Raw genomic sequence first — 17362 nt, 5'->3', positions numbered from 1 at the left:
TTCGGATATCGCGTGCGCAGGCTGTCGCGCCTCACGCTGTCCACGCCCGCTCGCATCGCCATGGCGCCTTGGCCGCCTTTGCGGTGGGCGCGATGCAGCCTGAGGTGGCGAGTATTCTCGCGCGTCTGGTGGCTAAAGCAATGCGCCTATGCCACCAAAGCAGGTCATGGTGGCAGAGGCGCTGAGCGGGCAAATTAGGCATCCGCCGCGGACGGCTTACCGGATAGCGTCTTAATGCTCGCTCGGCCGGAACGTTGGGTCGTTTTCCACTACCTCCTGGGTCGCGGACCAATACGGCTGCCTGTTGTAGTAGCTGTACGTTGTCTCTCCCCACTTCGCATCTGCCATCGCCGGCCAATGGTCCTTGTCGAAGCCCGGGTCGTCCTTGAGGCGCTGCGCCGCAATATCAACAAAAAAGCACTTCTGGTCCGTATCGAGAGTGAGCGCACTCCACGGGATGGCGTGCAGGTTGGAACCCATGCCAAGGAAGCCGCCCTCGGAGAGCACGGCGTAGGCGATGCGACCGTTGCGAACATCGAGCATGATGTCTGAAATCTTCCCGACGTGTTCGCCGTCTGAAGACATCACCTTGGTCCCGTCGAGCGTCGCGGCAGCCATGACCTCAGGCCCCGGGCCTTCGCCAACGCCTGCGCCGACGATGTTAGCTCCGCTTTGAGTGCCGCGTTGCGGGTTAATTGAGCCCATCATTCACCTCCATCAAAGAATGGTGTTCCATTAGCCCGCAAGGCTCGTGCCCAACAGGGAGTTGTTATCTGTTCCGCAACCCGAAGAAACCGTCGTCGGGGGCTGGGACGAACGGCGGGGCGGCCCGCCGCCATGGACGTCCTGCTCGCCCACTCGCGCAGTATGTGAAGGAGTCCGATCATCGGCGTAACAACAGATGCTGAAGTTCGGTGGCCGCCGCTCTTGGTGATTGCGGGTGAAACGATCACCGAAGTTCCCCGAGGACCAGCTAGTTGCACAGGCAGTTGGTCCGAAACGGACTTCTGCTCGGGTTAGCCTTCGACCTCGGGTGACACGCTACTCTTACGTTGTGCGTGTTTTGGGTAGGCGAATGCCAAGCTCGAATGCAAAACAGGAGCCAGGTGCGGGGCGACGCTCTTGCTCTTCTTCGATCACGGAGGGAAAGACGTCGCCCCCGACCGGGCAGGCTGTGCCAGCAACATCGTCCCTGCGACGATTTCGTGCAGTGACGGGCCGTCGACGCAGCGGCGTCCCGCTTCAAGGCGCGACTGACCGCCGCGCAGTGCGAGCGATCCACGCGGTAATACCGGCCCGACTTGCGATCGTCAACGTACGGCGTGGCCCAAGCACAATGACGCCAACCGCCAGGGCAAGGATCAGCCCCACGTGCGGTGCCTGGGCGAGCGAGGCGATCACATTACTGCCGGAAGAGCGCGATACCGCCCGAGGGGCCGGCAACGCGGCGGTTCGGTTCGCCAAGACCAACGCGTTTCGCGACATCTGCATGCGTTCCAGAATGGCGACGCGCGCTAGCTCGTGCGTGTGGTAACTACCATCCTCACGGGCCGAAGCCGACACCGACTATACGGCGATCAGAGGCTTCCGAACGATCTGACCGCCGGCACGCGGAGAAAAGCGATCAGGTCGTGTTGGCGGTTGGGCTGGGCAAGCGCACCCTGGATGTGATTTATCGCGCCGCCCCGGAAAATTTTCCATTTCCAGGGGGGGCAATGATGTCCGCCGTTTCTTTCATTCGCTCGGTTGCGAGGTCCGGATCTCCCGTCAGGATCGTAGAACCCACTCCGACAGTCATGTCTTCCAGTGCACCTGTCATCGCCAGGAAGCCACGGTTCAGTCGATTCTCGGCATCGCTTACCGCATCCGCATAGGTATCCAAAAGGATTTCGCTGGCGTGCCGCCAGTACGCAACGGCCTTGGCCGTCCCCGCAAATACATAGCTGGCTTGCAGCCGCCACGCGGCGAGAAGCGATCTCTCGTCCGCTGCCTTGATCGCGACGGCACATTGTTCATCGATTGAAGTCAGAACCGCGGTGCGGTTAAGTTCGAAGAGCTTCTCCGCTGCGCCGACGTAAAGACTGGCTGTTGCATACCCGTCTGCAGTATTCGTCGTCGCGTGCTCGGTTGCCTTGTATCCGTTTTCAGGAACAACAACGAGGGCTTCTTTTGCCATGATCGTTTCCTCAATGGATTGGAGTGGAGGGTTACCGTCGAAAAACATCAGCGTGGAACTGACGCGGCCTATGGGCCGCAATCACTATTCCCGCGACATATCAAAGAACGGTCTGACACATAAAATTCACGGGGGGGGGCCCACCGGCAAGGAACACGAGATATTTGGTCCGCACCCTCGAGGTGGGACGCACAGAGGTTTGCGCAACGGTTTTGTGAGTCACCCACGAAAGCGGCAGTAACGATTGAAGCGCAATTGTCGGGCTTGGCGGTCTACACGGCCGTCATTGAACGGGCGCGGTAGCAGCGCCGAAAAAATGCACAGCCAGGGATACTTAACTTAAGGACGTCCAATGCCGTCTCGAACTGTAACGCCGGTCGCTCGCAGTGGGCCATGCTAATCACACATCTGTTGGATTCAGCGGCACATCTCCCGCGTCAGGTGCGGACCAGTATGGTCGTCGGTTGTAGTACTGATGCAGCTGGGTTCCACACGCCAGATCCGCCATGGACGACGAGAACGGCACGACCGACCTCAGCGTTGTCAACGTCGTTGCTAGCGCGTAAACTGCCTGCGTGACGCGCGCGAACCCACTTCCCGACGATGAGAAACGCTGAAGGCCATGCTGCTCAGCCAGGAGGCGACGCTGCGCGAGAAGGGCTGGTGCCAGTCACATCAGTGCAGTACGGCATGCGCGGATGCTCTGGTAAGTGTTGTCATCGTTGCAAAGCCCTTGCGCGCAACGATGTCTATCTGAAGCCGCCCCATACAATGTGCGAGCGCACATAGTCGAGCGGCGTCGAGGGACTGGCGTCGTCGCCGTCCGCTGTCTTACCGACCCACAGCGCGCGACCCGCGACCGTTTGATCCGACCACAGCCGGCAGTGAAAATACGCCTGCGCGTCCTTCCAGTAGCCGTCCTCGTCGAGATACATGACGTCCGAGCCCGCGTCGTGCAGATGCACAGCCTGGATGTAGTCGCAGTGCATCAGGCAATAGATCTCCTGCAGGACACTGGAGACATCGACTGCGGTGCGTTCCACCGCTTTTACGGTGCGCGTCCAGGGATCGATGAGATAGGCGGTCCTGGTCATGGCTGGACGTACCCCGTCGATGCGTCGTCATCGGCTAGATGTCGACCGGATGGCGGACAACGGAGCCAGCCTTGAGCCTCGGCCGTCCCGTCCCGCGTATCGATTCCGCAGCGCACCGCCGCGAGCGAGTCGAAGCAGAACGCGTCCGCTGGACCGTGGAAATTGATGTCCGTTGCAAGCTCCAGCAGCCACGGGTTGATCTTCGCTGGCGCGGCCACGCGTCCTTCGAGCAGATAGGACAAGGATCGCCTGTTGCCCCTTGGCGGGAGCGCGTCATCTTCGGGCTCGCATCCATGACACCTGTTTCGCATTCTCAAATGCGAACATCGCGCTTTGCAAATGGATGCTCGCGCAGCATCGGCGAAGTTAACATCGGCTCCCACTGTCCTGCTGATGGCGCTCATTTGCGGTCCCGCAAAGGATTGGAGAGAGGGCCTTCCGGCACCGGGCCCAAAGACACCAGCACGGGCGTTAAAGATAGCCGTTCTTTCTCGCATCGCTGATCGTGAGTGCTTTCGTAAGCGCGCGCGATAGACGCTTCAAGTGATACATCCGCTTCGCATAAGGACCGACCAGCACGAGCGAGCGTCCGCTTCGCACCGCATCTACGATCGCCTGCGCAACAACGTCCGGCGAGGCGCCGTTTGTCTCATAGTACGCGCGTAGCTTGTCGGCCTGGGCCAGGGAAATAGCCGATGAGATTGCGCCTGCGGCGGTAGTGATCGGGGTATTGATGATGCCGGGGCAAACCGCTGTCACGCCCACCTCAGTGTCCGCCAGTTCCATCGACAGAACATCGGATAGACCCATCACAGCATGCTTCGAAGCGGCATAGGCACTCATGTTCGGCGCCGGCGCAATACCGGCGAGCGACGCGACGTTGACAATCTGACGCGCGCCGCCAGCATTCACCATATCTTGCCCGAAAACGTGACAGCCGTGCACGACCCCCATGACATTGATATCGAGCACGCGCCGCCATGATTCCAGCGGGCTATACAGGAAGGGCCCGAGGTAGCCAATGCCGGCGTTGTTGATGAGCACATCCACGGCACCGATCAGGACGTGCACCGCGCGCGCGAACCTGAGCATTGCCGCCTCGTCGGCAACATCTACCCGGAATGCGATGCACTCGAGTCTCAGCCCAGCTATCTCGAGGCCCACTTCATCGAGCGCTTCCGGGTCGTTGTCCGCGATCACGAGTCTGGCGCCACGGCGGGCAAACGCCATGGCCGTTGCCCGGCCAATGCCGGAACCCGCGCCCGTCACCAGTACCCACTTGTCTTCCAGTTGTGGAACGGCCATGGCTATCGCTGATCCATCGAAGGTAGAGAGGTCCTTCGGCGTGATGCCGTGGGCCATGCAGTCATTCACGCAGCGATCCGTCGATGCGCATTGTTGGGACCATCAAGCAGATAGCGGCCAGGTCGCCTGTACCTCGCGCGTGTGAGCATCCCATCGTCGGGCTCGCATTCGGGGCGGCATTGACCCAGAGACAGAGCAGTCTGGTGTCCATGTCTGAGGCACTCCGGCTAGCGGTACGACGCCATGCCGCGCAAGGTATAAGGCGTGCCGAGCTTAATGCGCGCTGGCAGCCCGCTGTTCCGCCTCTATCGCCGGTTAGCGGTAAATGCAAAAGCTGAAGGTTTTCTGAAGGCGTTGCGACCACTATGTGGCCGCGGGCACATAGGCTGTCAAGCTACGGTATGAAGTTATCGCTGAGATCGTTGAACCGACCGTGCGATGTCTGTTTCGCCGCTACAGTGGACATGGTACCGGTGCGGCTGAGGCGCCCATCCATGGTTTTTCCGCCGCGCTCAACGTGGTCAGATCAATCGTCCGTAAATGGCGAGTTACGGACACAGCTCCGCATAATATTCATAACAGATGCCGCATACAATTCGTAAAACGATGACAATGTCCATGGGAGGCTATGAAATGTCTGGCAGCGTCCAAAGCAGACGGCTTTCGTACAGCCAATGTGAAATTGATTTTCAGCTGGAGCTCTCGCGCGGTGCGTCCTGTATCGCAAGCTGCCAGCAGGATGCAAGTTTGCGCGAAGAAGTCGAACGGACCGTACTCACCTTTCTCGAAACGCATGGCGCGAACCGGCTGGAGGCGTTTCTGGATGTCCTGGCAGCGAGGCTGGATGCGCGCGGTCGACGCGATGTGGCCGAGTACGTCAGGAGATATCCGTTGCCTCCGGAGCAATGACCGACAGGGTCACTCGCAACGCTGTTCAAGAAGATTTGCCTTGGATCAGATCGCAGTCGTCATAAAAGACGATAGCGCTTGCCCGGATGTCGCGGCACGGCAGCTGTCGGGGCAAAAACAAGTCGATATTTCGGAGACGAGACATGCTGAGCCCTCACGAGTTCGCCACGCTTATGCTGGTCAAGTCCTGCCCGACGATATTGATCTCGATCGGGCAGAACTCGACAAACTGCTCGAACGGCAACTGATCGCGTTGGAAGGACGCGCCTCCGGCGTGCGACGTCCCCGCTTGACGCTCGACGGCGAATCGTTGCTTCGGGCAACAGCAGGAAAGCACTGAGTATCTTTTCCGCATTCGATCACCGCCCGATCCCGCCGCTATCGGTCGTCGCATCGCGGGCGTCTTCATGCTGTCCAGTGCATGACAAGCGCGCCTGTGCCGGATCGCCATTCACGGAGACCCATCATGCAGGCAGAAGAGCAGGTCACTGCGAGCCAGCGGATGAACATCGAGATGTACTTTCAGTTGTGCGTGGCCTACGCTGAGATCGTCAAGAAGCTTACCGACTGGGTATGGAAACGATCCGCTCGACGCTCGATGAAGCGCTCGACCTGTCGCGGAAGACTGTGTCGGTGAAGGAGCCGCAGGAATGGTGGACGCTGCAGAGCAATCAATTCGCACTCGCGGCCAAAAAGGCGCAGGCCTGTAACCGCCAGTTGCTCGCTCCCGCTGGTTCGGTGCCAGTCGTCACTGCACTCGATTCCGCGCTGACGGTCGCCAACATGCTTTATCAAACGCTGCAGCAAGCCGGGCAGCAGGCCGTCGAAGTCACGCGCGCCAATTTCGATCTTGCGGCGTCGGTGGCTTCGAAATCCGGCAAGCGTGCGATCGAACTGACGACGCAAGCGGTGAAGCGGTAAGCCCCACTGCACGCAGACTATGCTGTTCTTTGGGGCGAATTGTTGCGTATGCGCTCCAACAATCCGCGGCTTCGGGGCGAAGCTCCTGGCCGTGCCACGGGCGAGTGCTCGTTGCACACGTCGCTTGCGCACTCATGCCGGTCTGTGACGACCGCACGTGTACTGGCGCCGACAGACGGCGCCTGTATTTTCGTCGGAAAACGCAGACATACGACTGACGAATTTAAGAAGAGGACGTCAACGTTGCATGCATACGTGATCGTCAGCCACTGCGGTTTCCTTTTCGCCCGGCCGCTGGTTGCTCGGGAGGCAAGGGCCTGCGTGTCTCTTCGGTCAGTTCGAGCGTGGCCTTCGCTACTTCAGTCGACGGCACGCCGCGCAAGCACGCATGATGTGCCTGCGGGCAAACGCTGCGGTAGCGCCACCGGCACTCGGCGTCGTTGAAGAGCACGCGAATCCGGCCACCTCGCGCTGGCGCCGGTCTCGGTCTGGGTCTTCTCGTCGAACGGGAAATCGTCCTGGCGCATGGAGGAACGATCGATGTATCTGCGACAAAGGCCACCTGATTTACTCCGAAGCTGCCTCGTTAAAATGTTTCATGCGACCTGCGGATCGGCATCGTTATCCGCCTCTCGCTTGAGAAGCGGATAAGGGAGGACGCAGATTTGCGACTGGATCCGCACGAGGTCGCGCAGCACGTCAAGATGTAATGAGCTCGACGCAATACCGTCGGACTTGCCCTCGCGCCGGCGGCCGAGATGAGAACCCCGCGCGGCGCGTTCGAGACGCCGCTGCGCCTGTCTTGCTCGAGCAGTTTTGCCGCAGTCTGCGTCCTTCCCGACACGAGCAGCGCCTCGACAACTGCAGCCGTCACGAGTCGAAACCGACACCGACCATACGACGATCAGAGGCTTTCGAGCGATCTGACTACCGGCCCGCGGAGCGGGAAGCGATCAGGCGCGTCAACGGTTGCAGTGCGCAAGTTGCGATGCCGGCTATGGCATGTCAGAAGCCTACGACACGACACCGACGAGGGAGCTTTAGGTTGAACGGCCGTCAGTCTGTAGTGGCCTCGCGATAGCGCGAAGCGAATCCCGATGCTGCAACCGACGACGGCTGATCGTCCTGACAGGTACATCGCTGTCGCCCGGGACACGGCTTCGCTAACCAGGCTTTGTGGGCACGTCGCCGGAACTAAATTTATGTTGCGATGCAGCGAAAAGAAGCCTATAACCATCCATATGGATGTTGGGTGGATGGAAAAATGGAAAAAATTGGATTCCGCAGCACAAGTCGGCCCAAGGGTGAGACGGAAAAAATTACCGTCAACCTCGGGCCTATCGACCTCGGACAAATCGATCTATTGGTGGAAGAAGGTTTTTATTCGAACCGGACAGATTTGATCCGTACCGCCATTCGCAATCAGTTGGCGCTGCATGCACAGGTCGTTCAGGAAACGGTGACACGCCGTGCGCTCGTGCTCGGCCTGCAGCATTTTTCCCGGCAGGATCTTGAGGCAGTTCGTGCCGCCCATCAGAGGCTCAACATCCAGGTGCTTGGACTCGCCAGCATCGCTGGCGACGTCACCCCGGAACTCGCACTCATGACCATCGAAAGCGTCGTGGTGTTGGGGGCCTTTCACGCGTCGACTGCAGTCAAGACGGCGCTCGCAGACAGAATCCGCTAGCAGCGCAACGACAGATATTCAATCCTTAACGGACCAACAGAATGAAACTCGAAGAAAGCCTTCTGAACTCAATGCGCGAAGCGATGACTTTGCTGCGCACCCGCGGACCCACTGAAGCTACTCAGGCCATACAGCGTATCCTACGGCGGGAAACTGATGGCGTCGCGAACAGGGCGGCGTCTGGCGGCGTAACCCCGGAAGCCGACACCGTTGTGTACGAGGCGCCGACGAAAAAAGGCGCCGAAACGCTCAACGCGCGAGAAGCCCACATTGACGTCGAGGACCGGGCATATTTCAGCTCGCATGCGTATTCGAATGCGGCGGGACGCCGGCAATATCGACTATATGTGCCGGCGGGCAACCACAGCGAGCCGCTGCCATTGATCGTGATGCTGCACGGCTGCACACAGAACGCCGACGATTTCGCCGCAGGCACGCAGATGAATGCGCTGGCTGAGCGGCACCGATTTCTTGTCGCCTATCCCGAGCAACCGCAGCAGGCGAATCCGTCGAAGTGCTGGAACTGGTTCAAACCCGATGATCAGCGTTGCGAACGCGGTGAACCGTCATTGATCGCAGGCATAACACGGGAAATTATCGCAGCCCACAACGTCGATCCTGAGCGCGTGTACGTCGCAGGTCTGTCCGCGGGTGGTGCAATGGCGGCGATCATGATTGACACGTATCCCGAACTGTTCGCGGCGGCGGGGGTGCATTCCGGTCTTCCGGCTCGATGCGCACACGATCTTCCATCCGCGCTGGCGGCGATGAAGGGCGGCAGGCGTTCCAGACAGGCGCGGCATGCCATGGACGCTGTCACTTCATTGCCGAAACGGCCAGTCATCGTCTTCCACGGAGATGCGGACGCCACTGTTCACATACGGAATGCCACGCAGCTTGTTCATGGTTTCGCCGCACGACCGCATGGCGACCGCGAACAGCGTCGGAACGATACAGGTCGACGTGCCTGCACCGTATCCCAGCTGGTTTCAGCGGACGGTATCGATGCAGAACTGTGGACTATTCACGGAGGGCCGCACGCGTGGGCAGGCGGCAATGCGAGAGGCAGCTACACCGACCCCGTCGGTCCTGATGCAAGTGCGGAAATCCTGAGATTTTTTCTTGCGCATCATCAGCGGCGATGACCCGATGAAGCGGGCCGCGAAATAGACCCGGGCTGTTGTTTTCGCCACGCCGATTGCTGAGCAAACCCGCCTCTGAAACCGTTAAACGTGCAGACCGATCAAAAACTCGCCGCGAGCATGCCCGGGTGTGGCCCCCACCGCATGGGCAGCGCGAGAACGGCAGGTTCACCGCGATCAGTAGAATCTGTCGGCAACGCTGCGGATTGACGAACCCAACATTGGCTCCGACTTTGCTGAATAGAAACCCCACGCTCCATGTGACGCATCGCGAGAGTCCTTCCACTGCATCGCCGATACGAATCGGATGTGCCGGATGGGGACTGTCAGCGAAGGTGACAGCCCGGTTTCCCGCGCAAGGTAGCCATCTCGAACGATATGCGCAAATCTTTTCTTCGGTTGAAATCAATTCGTCGTTCTATCGTTCGCACCGGCCGGAAACCTATGCCCGATGGGCTGCAAGCGTACCCGATGCATTCCGGTTCTCTGTCAAGGTTCCACGGAGGATTACGCACGAACTCAGGTTGCGCGACGCGGATGCGGTCGTCAGCGAATTCGTGCAGGAGGTCATATCATTGGGCGGAAAATTGGGGTGCCTGTTGCTGCAGCTGCCACCCAGCCTGGCGTTCGATGAAGTCGCGACACGAGATTTTTTTACGCTGATGCGTAGCCTCACGGCAGCGCATATCGTCTGCGAACCGCGCCATGTCACATGGTTTACCGAGGAGAGTGCGCAAACACTGAAAAATGCTGGGATCGCCTGCGTGCGCGCGCATCCTTCGCCGATCGCCGGCGTCGAACCGGTTGGTGATCCGGGGACGCTGTACGTCCGTCTGCATGGCTCGCCAGAGATCTATTATTCGGCATACGACGAGGCGTTCCTCGAAGCGGTGGCTGCGCGGCTCTTGGAGGCTCGACACTCTGCCTCCGAGGTCTGGTGTATTTTCGACAATACCGCGCGCGGTGAAGCGGTCCCTAACGCCCTAACACTGATGGCGAAGCTGGAGGAGGCCGCTCGCTAAATTAGCCCGTCGAGGAGATCATGGCGCCCACATCTCTTCAAGAGTCCATCAGGATGTCAAAGGTCCGCGTGACGCGCTCCTCGAAGGGCATGAGATGATTTGGCCGGGGATATCGGGGCGTGGACGATTGCCTGCGCGATGCGCGCGCAAACGTCCCCAGCGGCAACGGAAAGCCTTCGCGAATCTATTCGGCAAGCGGCGCCTGCCACGCAATGGGCGAGGACGGCGATTTCTTCCAAGACCGCCACGTGCGGCCGCGAGAACGTATGATTCAAGGCGGTACGCGTGGCCGAAATCAGCCGTGGCCTGTCATCTCGGGTGCGATCGACGCGTGGTTCAGAAGCCCGACGAGTGCGACACCGCCGACCACATTACCTAGCAACGTGGGCGCGCAAAAACGCAGCAGGTAGTCCTGCAGGCCGGCATGGCCGCGTAGCACCGCGTATGCCGCTTCCACCGAGCCCGCGATCACGTGCGCCAGATCGCACACTGCAACGACGTACGTGAGGACGGCGACGATGAGCACGGCAGCGGATCTCGCGCTCGGCAACAGCCAAACCATCAGTGCGATCAGCCATCCCGCGAGAACCGCCTTCAAGGCGGTAGACACGAAGTTCGATCCGTACGGCGCTTGCGACAACTGGTCGAGAACCGGCGAGAGATTCTGCGCGAAGGAAGTCGGCATCGTGAGGATCCCCGCGAACATCCACGTTCCAGCCAGATTCGCGGCGAGCACGATCAGCCATAGCCGTAGCGCGATAGCGGCAACCCGCAGGCTGCGCCTCGTCAGGACCGGTAGCAGCACGGTCAACGTGCTTTCGGTGAATAGTTGCTGGCGCCCGAGCACGACGATGATAAAGCCTACGCAGTAGCCCGCGGCGCCGGTCAGCGAGGTGCCGTCGTGACTGGACGACGTTTTGCTTTCCAGCACCGCCTCTGTTAAAAACGAGAAGCCCATCGACAGTCCAGCGGCCAGCGCGGACCACAGCAATGCGAGCGGCGCGCGTGCGAGCGCCGTCTCTCCTTCCTCGCGGATGATCTCGTGAATGACGAGTGCGCGAGGGGAACTATGCGCGGAGGCCTGGTCGCGCTCCTCGTCATCGAGATGTGGCGACGCATGTCCGGCCGGGTGCTCGTCGTTTGTTTCGGGCTGGCTTGTCATTCACAACGCTCCATGTTGTTTGCCGCGATCGCCCCCGCACGCCGCGCGCCTGTCTGCAACCTGTAGCAGCGACGTCTAGAGGTCGTCCGCACTATCCTCGACTCCGAGATTAAGCGCATCCGCTCGGCGGTCGCCGGACGGCTCTATGACCAGCGGCTTCCGCATCTGGCGTCCCGGCCGGCTCCTGCCAGGACGCTACCTGGATGGTTCGCGTCGAATAATCGGTACCGCTCAAGCCGAACAGCAGGCAGAGTGCCAGCAACTGAGTGACCGCGGCGATGCGCAGCATCGGCGAGCCAGCGCGGAGTCCATGAAGCAGATCGCCACAGGCAACGCTTTCACGACCACGATAAGAAGATGATCGTGCTATTCCACGCGCCCCAGGGTCATCCACTGAGGCAAAGCAAGGGATGAAGGAAAATCCACCCGACGTCGACGAATGCCAGTAAAGACCAGCCCCTTTAATGCGCCCGGCTTTCGCAAAATGGCGTTCGTTCGGCGAGAGGCCAGCAGCAAAGACAACGACCATGACTATGCCGATGATCAGATGCAGTGCAGGGAAGATCCGGGAATCGAAGGGGACGATGAACATCGTCTTTGCAAGGATCGCCAGATGGTCCGGACCTGAAGTGGTTTCCCGACGGGACAAGCACCGCAGACTTCCATCGCAACCTCATTGGTGGTGGCCGCAAGCGCTTGTAGCGGCGTTGCACCGCGACCGAGACCATATCCGGCTTTACAACCAATACGAATCCTGTCAGCGCCGCATGAGCCCCATCACAAGCGTGATAAGGAAAATGACGATGAAAATGACGAAAAGGATTTTGGCGATACTGGCGGCGCCTGCGGCGATGCCGCCGAAGCCGAAAGCTGCCGCAATGATCGCAATGATGAAAAAGACAAGTGCGTAATACAACATGACGGCCCCTCCTACGATCGCACGTGATGTCCTCATGCAGCAAGCACCGTTCCTTATGGGAATGGGGCCGGCGGCTTCGATGTCTTGAGCGGAGAAACCCTATAAGCGGGCAATGGCAACATGTGCTGGAAGCGAACAAGCACATATAGGCCCGATGGAAAGAAAGTCATGGGTTGGCCGGCAGTCCCAGGTGGCACGATCGTGCGGCGGTGCTCCGGGTCGGGGACGAAGCGGTTTGCTGCCCGCGCGGCGCGAAGTCCCCAGGAAAGACAAAGGACATTGCTCCGGTCGGGCGGCTTGAAGTCCATTGCGGCGTCTTTGCGAGTGCTTTCCAAGGGAAGGCTCCTGTTTCAAAGCGCATTTTGACGTCGAGGCTTATTGAGGGCAGAGGCGGGAATACTCGTTGCGCGCGCTCTGCTCTGCTGGCTATGGGCATGTCGGGTTCGTTTTGCATGGCATGACGAAGCCGGAAGACCGGTAACCCCGCAGGCCCATGACAAAGTTCGCTAGCGACGCCAAATTGGCCAATTTCTGAGATGCCGAGAAAACTTCCACCCCTCAACGCTGTAAGAGCCTTCGAAGCAGCGGGCAGGCATGTGAGCTTTACCAGGGCCGCCACGGAGCTGAACGTGACCCATGGCGCCGTCAGCCGGCAGGTCGCGACGCTGGAGCAATGGCTCGGCGTACCACTATTCCTTCGCACTGCCTCGCAGCTGGTGCTGACAGAAGCAGGCCGTCGGTATCTCGCCGAGGCGACCGCGGTGCTCGACTGCCTTGCCGTCGCGTCGATGCATCTTGCGGATCAGGCGGCGCCCAGCACGTTAACCATCAACGCACCACCCACTTTTACGATGCGCTGGCTTATTGCGCGCATCTCCAGTTTTCAGCGCAAGCGACCCGATGTCGAGATCCGCTTCACGACATCGATAGCACCAGTCAATTTCCATGAAAATACCTATGACATTGCGATTCGTGGTGCGTGCGAGCCGATCCAGGGCTGTGTGTCGTTGCCATTCATGACCGAGGTCATCGTGCCGCTTTGCCACTGTGATCTCCTTGAGGGAGGACGCCTGCGCGAACCCGGTGACCTCTCGGGCCACACGCTCATCCACTACGTGACAGAGCCGTACCCTTGGAACGAATGGCTTGACCAGGCCGGCGTACCGGACCTGAAGCCAATCGCCCAACTGAAGTTCGAACAGATGTACTACGCCTTGCACGCGGCGGCCGAGGGACTCGGCATCGCCCTGGTGCCGCTTTTCCTCGCCATCGACGAGATCGTTTCGAGCCGGCTATGCGTCCCCTTTGGCGCGCGGGCAGCGAGATATCGGAAGTACTTTGCGTGCGCAAGCCACATGAACCCCGTGACCGAAAGTTTCTATGAATGGTTACTCAAGGAGGGTCGAGACACGGAGCTGTCCATCGCAGCCTGGGCAGAGTCGGCCGGATGGCTGACCTGCGTCGTTTCCGGCTGAGCGTCCGGTGAAAAAAGGCCGCCAAAATTCAACGATCGCGCTGGCAATCTCCGGCAGCGGTCCCGCCGACGTTCGTTTGTGAGCGTGAGCAGTATTCACACGCCGTGAGTTAACGTCGTTTGCCGGCAAACGGAAATGCGCCGACCATTTTCAACCCGGTGAGATGAGCCGGCTCAAGCACAGCCTCGTGCTTCCATCAGGGGAATGAGTCATGAGGGAAACTTGCATGGGTCTCATCATCGGAGGCTCGTCGCTTGGCATCGCGATGTTCATGATGATTAGTCACTATCGCCGTGAACGGTCGCGGGCAAGGATACTACGACATCTGAACCGTCAGGAATGGGGGCATCAAACGCATGGGCGAATGTGGTCGGACCGCCTCGCGTGGGAAACGAGACGAGACGAGAGTTCTCAGATAACACCGGAAAGGACCGGCAGCATGAGTTGGTTGACAGAAATCGGGCTCGACGAGAGAGCTGAGGTATGACCGAATTCAGCCGGGTTACCGCAAGTGAGAAGTGAATGAAAACAAAAGCAACAAAAAGAGGGCCTGCGGAAAAGACGAGTCCTTATACCCGACATACTGCCGAAGCGGCGATAACCCACCTTGAACGGATCCTGTCAACCGATGGCGCGGACTCCATATTCAGCCGGACTTACTGGCGCGCGCGGGTTGAACAGGTAAAAGCAACACAGGGGCTGGCTCCGGAGCAGCAAGCACGGCTTGCGAGACTTCTGAAGTCTCTCGGGCCTTTGTTCGGGGATGATGGTTCATCTTAGACAAGGACGCCGAATGCCGGGCCGCGGATTCAAAGCAGAGTCGGGCAGTGTTTTGCCATCCGTGGCATCCGTCGTACGTCAGGACGCAAGCGCATGGGACATAGATGAATTTGCGCGCGCGCCGGTCGAAGCAAGCATCTCCCTTCAAGCTAAGTGAGGCTCCTCCTACACACAGGAAGACCAGGTACGCGCGCTACCACTTTCTCAATGCCAGATCACCTTACTCTGGCCTGCGATCCCGGCGCATCATTTGCGATCGTTGCGTCGCCGACATGATGGTCACGGACGGATGGTTTCGGTCGCGCGCTCAGGCGCTACGACAAAATGATCAGCTGCGGATCTCAGTCCGCGAGCATCTCTTCGGTGGTTGCGTCGTAGGCGCGGACACAGTACTCGTAGTCGCCCGGCACAACGGCGACGGCCGACGGTGGCAAGCCACAGTGCTACCAGCAGGCGCAATCGGCGCGAATTCAGTCACAGGGCGTTTCAGCGCGGAACCGAAAGGAGTGCAGTCCTCAAAACAAAACTCCCACCTGATCAGCAGATTGCGCGCCGCAGCAACGAATTCCCAATACATCGGCTCACTGACCAGCGCCAGGGCGGGGTCGGGCTCGACGATCAGCGACTGCCCGGAAAGAATCACTCGCACTTTCATCGACTGGCTCCCTCGCTGCGCCTGCGCTTAAGTGTTCTTAATGCAAAACGCATGCCGTGCTGTCGACGGCAACCCTGCCACCGAGGATGTCCCATCGTGATTCGTGGAGCCGTTCTGATTCAGGTATTGCGCGGCATGGCTCGCAAGATGTTTTGTGCTAATAGCACCGCGCGTTAGACGGCTGGCGTCTTGAAAAAACTGCGGCGCCTTGCCGTTACGCCACATCGAAGCCGGCTTCATAACCAATGGAGCATCATTGAAATCGGATACGGGGCGTCCATGAGGTGTCGGTATGGAGGCGTTCCCTTCGTGATGAACTGCGGGCGGCGACTAGGATGTGCGAGTCACGAGCGAGAGGGAACGGGATGTCACGACGATTCGAATGCAGAAGTAGTGCTGCGGAGGCCGGCGCAATGAAAGCTTGGAGTCAGTTGATCGGCACAAGCGCTGTAACTTGCCATGTTCCGGATTCGACCGCTGAATGTCTTGGGTCATTGGTGGTGGCGCGAGCCGCCGAGCTCATGAAGCGGCGAGCGAGGGAGCAAGCGGAGCCGTCCGTTGAATCGGCGGGATGAAGGGCCCGGTATTGCTGCATAGGCGCCGGCCCCACAACGTTCAGAAGTAGAAGGTTCGTTGGCTACGCTATCCCGTCCCGCGGTCGTCGTCGGTGGGTTATGGGCTCAGCTAGCAGACGTCGGATCGTATTCAATAGAAGTAGCCCATCTACGGGCTTGTGGAGGAACCCGTCGTAGCTGACGAAGGCAGGTGGGCTGGGCTCGCCGGAAATCAGGATAAAAGCAACGTCTGCTAGATTCGGGGAGAGTGCGCAAACGGTGACAGAGCTCGCTCCCGGAGATAACCGGCATCCGCCAATCGGCGACAACCACATCGACGGGAAAGTCGATAAACATTCTCAGTGCGGATTGCCCATCGGTCGCGCGTCTTACTTCAAATCCGTCGGCGACACAGATGGCGGCCCACGCGGCAAACGTGTCCACATCATCGTCTACCAGCAGCACGCTCGCCATGAAAACTTATCTAGGTCGGGAAATTCTTGGCAGCTTCGTGCCGCTCAAAGTACCCACATGCGCGAATTCGTTCGCGCGGCGTATCGAGCTTCCCGTCGGTAGATCATGAGGCCTTTGGTAGCCGTACTGTGCACAGGTTCCTGACTAGCCTTTCCTCGGGGCAGGGGCGCCATCCTGACGGCCGGAATTGGGCGTCGATGGAAGGTTGTGGGCCGGCAGCAGGCGAGATGCGGCTGTGACGAGGGTCTGGCATATTCGTTGCGCTTCGGGAAATGCCGCCGCGCGAGAGTTGACACCCGACGCATATCGCTCGGATTCATCCACCGGCGTTGCGGCGGGTTTGCGGTTATTCAAGGGAGGTAATCATGAAAGCAATGAAAACGGTAACCGTTGGTATCGCATTAGCGCTGGCGTCGCTCGGCGCGGCGTATGGGCAGGGCGGTGGCGGTGGCACGAGCGCTGGAGCTGGAGTGGCTGGAGGAGCAAACGGAGCGGGCCAAGGTGGTGCGGGATCCAGTGCGCCGAATACAGGTGCGACCAATGGTTCCACCTCCATGTCGAAAGGTTCGACGGCGAAATCGCCCACCCGGCTCCCACAGAAAGGATCGCATGCTAAAGGCGCGTCGGATACGGCTGCCTCAAGTGCGCAGTAAGCGGGCGAAAGCGTGGCGATGGCCGATTGGCCGTGTCGGCCATGCCGTCCTCCATGGAGATTTCGAAGCTCCTGCGCTGCCACCGCACGTCGATCGTGGTCGTTGGCAGCGCGGCCTGGGGAGTTGAATGTCATCCCACGCGACTGCGCTCCCGCCTCAGCAAGAGCGCTCGCGCTAGCGCGAACCATTAAACGTCCTGGCGCGTACCGGGCTGCGCGAGCGCGTCGTGCAGCCTGCGCCTTTCAGAAGGCGTCGACAACATCGAATCGACAAAAGTGTACGCCCGATTTTCTCCGTACTTGAACGCTTCCCGCTCAGTGAGAAAATCGAACTGCTCCGGAAAGCTCACGAGTTCCTGCCCCGATGGGCGGGCAAATTCCCCCACCTGTGGGCACCTAAAATCCCCCACCTAGAGACACGCGGAGCATGACGCT

16 protein-coding genes are annotated in these 17362 nt (G+C 59.8%); 7 read left to right on the top strand and 9 right to left on the bottom strand.

What is annotated here, in order from left to right:
- Positions 1-231: 231 nt before the first annotated feature.
- The 5 genes from EVC45_RS27590 to EVC45_RS27565 all read right to left on the bottom strand — a co-directional run bounded on the left by EVC45_RS27590 (position 232) and on the right by EVC45_RS27565 (position 4632).
- The gene (locus tag EVC45_RS27590; protein ID WP_129961426.1) at positions 232-705 is read right to left on the bottom strand and encodes a PRC-barrel domain-containing protein; all 474 of its coding nucleotides are present in this window, start codon (positions 703-705) and stop codon (positions 232-234) included.
- 967 nt (positions 706-1672) lie between these two features.
- Positions 1673-2176: a TIGR01841 family phasin gene (gene phaP, locus EVC45_RS27580; RefSeq protein WP_129961375.1), complete on the bottom strand. Its 504-nt coding sequence runs from the start codon at positions 2174-2176 to the stop codon at positions 1673-1675.
- Positions 2177-2925: 749 nt separating this feature from the next.
- Positions 2926-3270 carry a hypothetical protein gene (locus EVC45_RS27575; RefSeq protein WP_129961374.1) on the bottom strand — a complete coding sequence of 115 codons (345 nt, stop codon included), beginning with the start codon at positions 3268-3270 and terminating at the stop codon, positions 2926-2928.
- Positions 3267-3512: a hypothetical protein gene (locus tag EVC45_RS27570; protein WP_129961373.1), complete on the bottom strand. Its 246-nt coding sequence runs from the start codon at positions 3510-3512 to the stop codon at positions 3267-3269. Before EVC45_RS27570 ends, EVC45_RS27575 begins: the two co-directional genes overlap by 4 nt.
- A gap of 229 nt (positions 3513-3741) precedes the next feature.
- Complete coding sequence (locus EVC45_RS27565) at positions 3742-4632, bottom strand: SDR family NAD(P)-dependent oxidoreductase (RefSeq protein ID WP_248295277.1); 891 nt, start codon at positions 4630-4632, stop codon at positions 3742-3744.
- 576 nt (positions 4633-5208) lie between these two features.
- Here EVC45_RS27565 and EVC45_RS27560 point away from each other — a divergent pair.
- The 6 genes from EVC45_RS27560 to EVC45_RS27525 all read left to right on the top strand — a co-directional run bounded on the left by EVC45_RS27560 (position 5209) and on the right by EVC45_RS27525 (position 10256).
- Positions 5209-5484 carry a hypothetical protein gene (locus tag EVC45_RS27560; RefSeq protein ID WP_129961372.1) on the top strand — a complete coding sequence of 92 codons (276 nt, stop codon included), beginning with the start codon at positions 5209-5211 and terminating at the stop codon, positions 5482-5484.
- 40 nt (positions 5485-5524) lie between these two features.
- On the top strand, positions 5525-5824 hold the full coding sequence (locus tag EVC45_RS27555) for a hypothetical protein (protein WP_306770798.1): 300 nt from the start codon (positions 5525-5527) through the stop codon (positions 5822-5824).
- A gap of 233 nt (positions 5825-6057) precedes the next feature.
- Positions 6058-6405: a hypothetical protein gene (locus EVC45_RS27550; protein ID WP_129961371.1), complete on the top strand. Its 348-nt coding sequence runs from the start codon at positions 6058-6060 to the stop codon at positions 6403-6405.
- Between the two features lie 1264 nt (positions 6406-7669).
- Positions 7670-8092, top strand: a complete 423-nt coding sequence (locus tag EVC45_RS27535; RefSeq protein ID WP_129961370.1) for a CopG family transcriptional regulator — start codon at positions 7670-7672, stop codon at positions 8090-8092.
- A 41-nt stretch (positions 8093-8133) separates the two neighbouring features.
- A complete protein-coding gene (locus EVC45_RS27530) occupies positions 8134-9237 on the top strand; it encodes a PHB depolymerase family esterase (RefSeq protein WP_129961369.1) in 1104 nt (367 codons plus the stop codon).
- Between the two features lie 257 nt (positions 9238-9494).
- Positions 9495-10256 carry a DUF72 domain-containing protein gene (locus tag EVC45_RS27525; RefSeq protein WP_129961424.1) on the top strand — a complete coding sequence of 254 codons (762 nt, stop codon included), beginning with the start codon at positions 9495-9497 and terminating at the stop codon, positions 10254-10256.
- 295 nt (positions 10257-10551) lie between these two features.
- On the opposite strand, the gene EVC45_RS27520 is transcribed toward EVC45_RS27525, so the two are convergent.
- From EVC45_RS27520 to EVC45_RS27510, 3 genes are all read right to left on the bottom strand, one after another.
- Positions 10552-11418 (bottom strand): formate/nitrite transporter family protein, encoded by an 867-nt coding sequence (locus EVC45_RS27520; RefSeq protein ID WP_129961368.1) that lies wholly within the window; start codon positions 11416-11418, stop codon positions 10552-10554.
- A 109-nt stretch (positions 11419-11527) separates the two neighbouring features.
- Positions 11528-12010 carry a hypothetical protein gene (locus EVC45_RS27515; protein WP_129961367.1) on the bottom strand — a complete coding sequence of 161 codons (483 nt, stop codon included), beginning with the start codon at positions 12008-12010 and terminating at the stop codon, positions 11528-11530.
- Positions 12011-12175: 165 nt separating this feature from the next.
- Positions 12176-12337, bottom strand: a complete 162-nt coding sequence (locus EVC45_RS27510) for a DUF1328 family protein (protein ID WP_129961366.1) — start codon at positions 12335-12337, stop codon at positions 12176-12178.
- Positions 12338-12873: 536 nt separating this feature from the next.
- Between EVC45_RS27510 and EVC45_RS27505 the strand changes: the two genes are divergently transcribed.
- Positions 12874-13812, top strand: coding sequence for a LysR substrate-binding domain-containing protein (locus EVC45_RS27505; protein WP_129961365.1), 939 nt, complete (start codon positions 12874-12876; stop codon positions 13810-13812).
- A gap of 2115 nt (positions 13813-15927) precedes the next feature.
- Here EVC45_RS27505 and EVC45_RS27490 read toward each other — a convergent pair.
- Complete coding sequence (locus EVC45_RS27490; protein WP_248295276.1) at positions 15928-16275, bottom strand: PleD family two-component system response regulator; 348 nt, start codon at positions 16273-16275, stop codon at positions 15928-15930.
- Positions 16276-17362: the final 1087 nt, after the last annotated feature.

Origin of the sequence: Paraburkholderia sp. UYCP14C, assembly GCF_004197395.1 — a bacterium.
GTDB lineage: Bacteria > Pseudomonadota > Gammaproteobacteria > Burkholderiales > Burkholderiaceae > Paraburkholderia.
The sequence above is the reverse complement of the archived record's forward strand: the minus strand, read 5'-3'. Positions and strand labels throughout refer to the sequence as shown.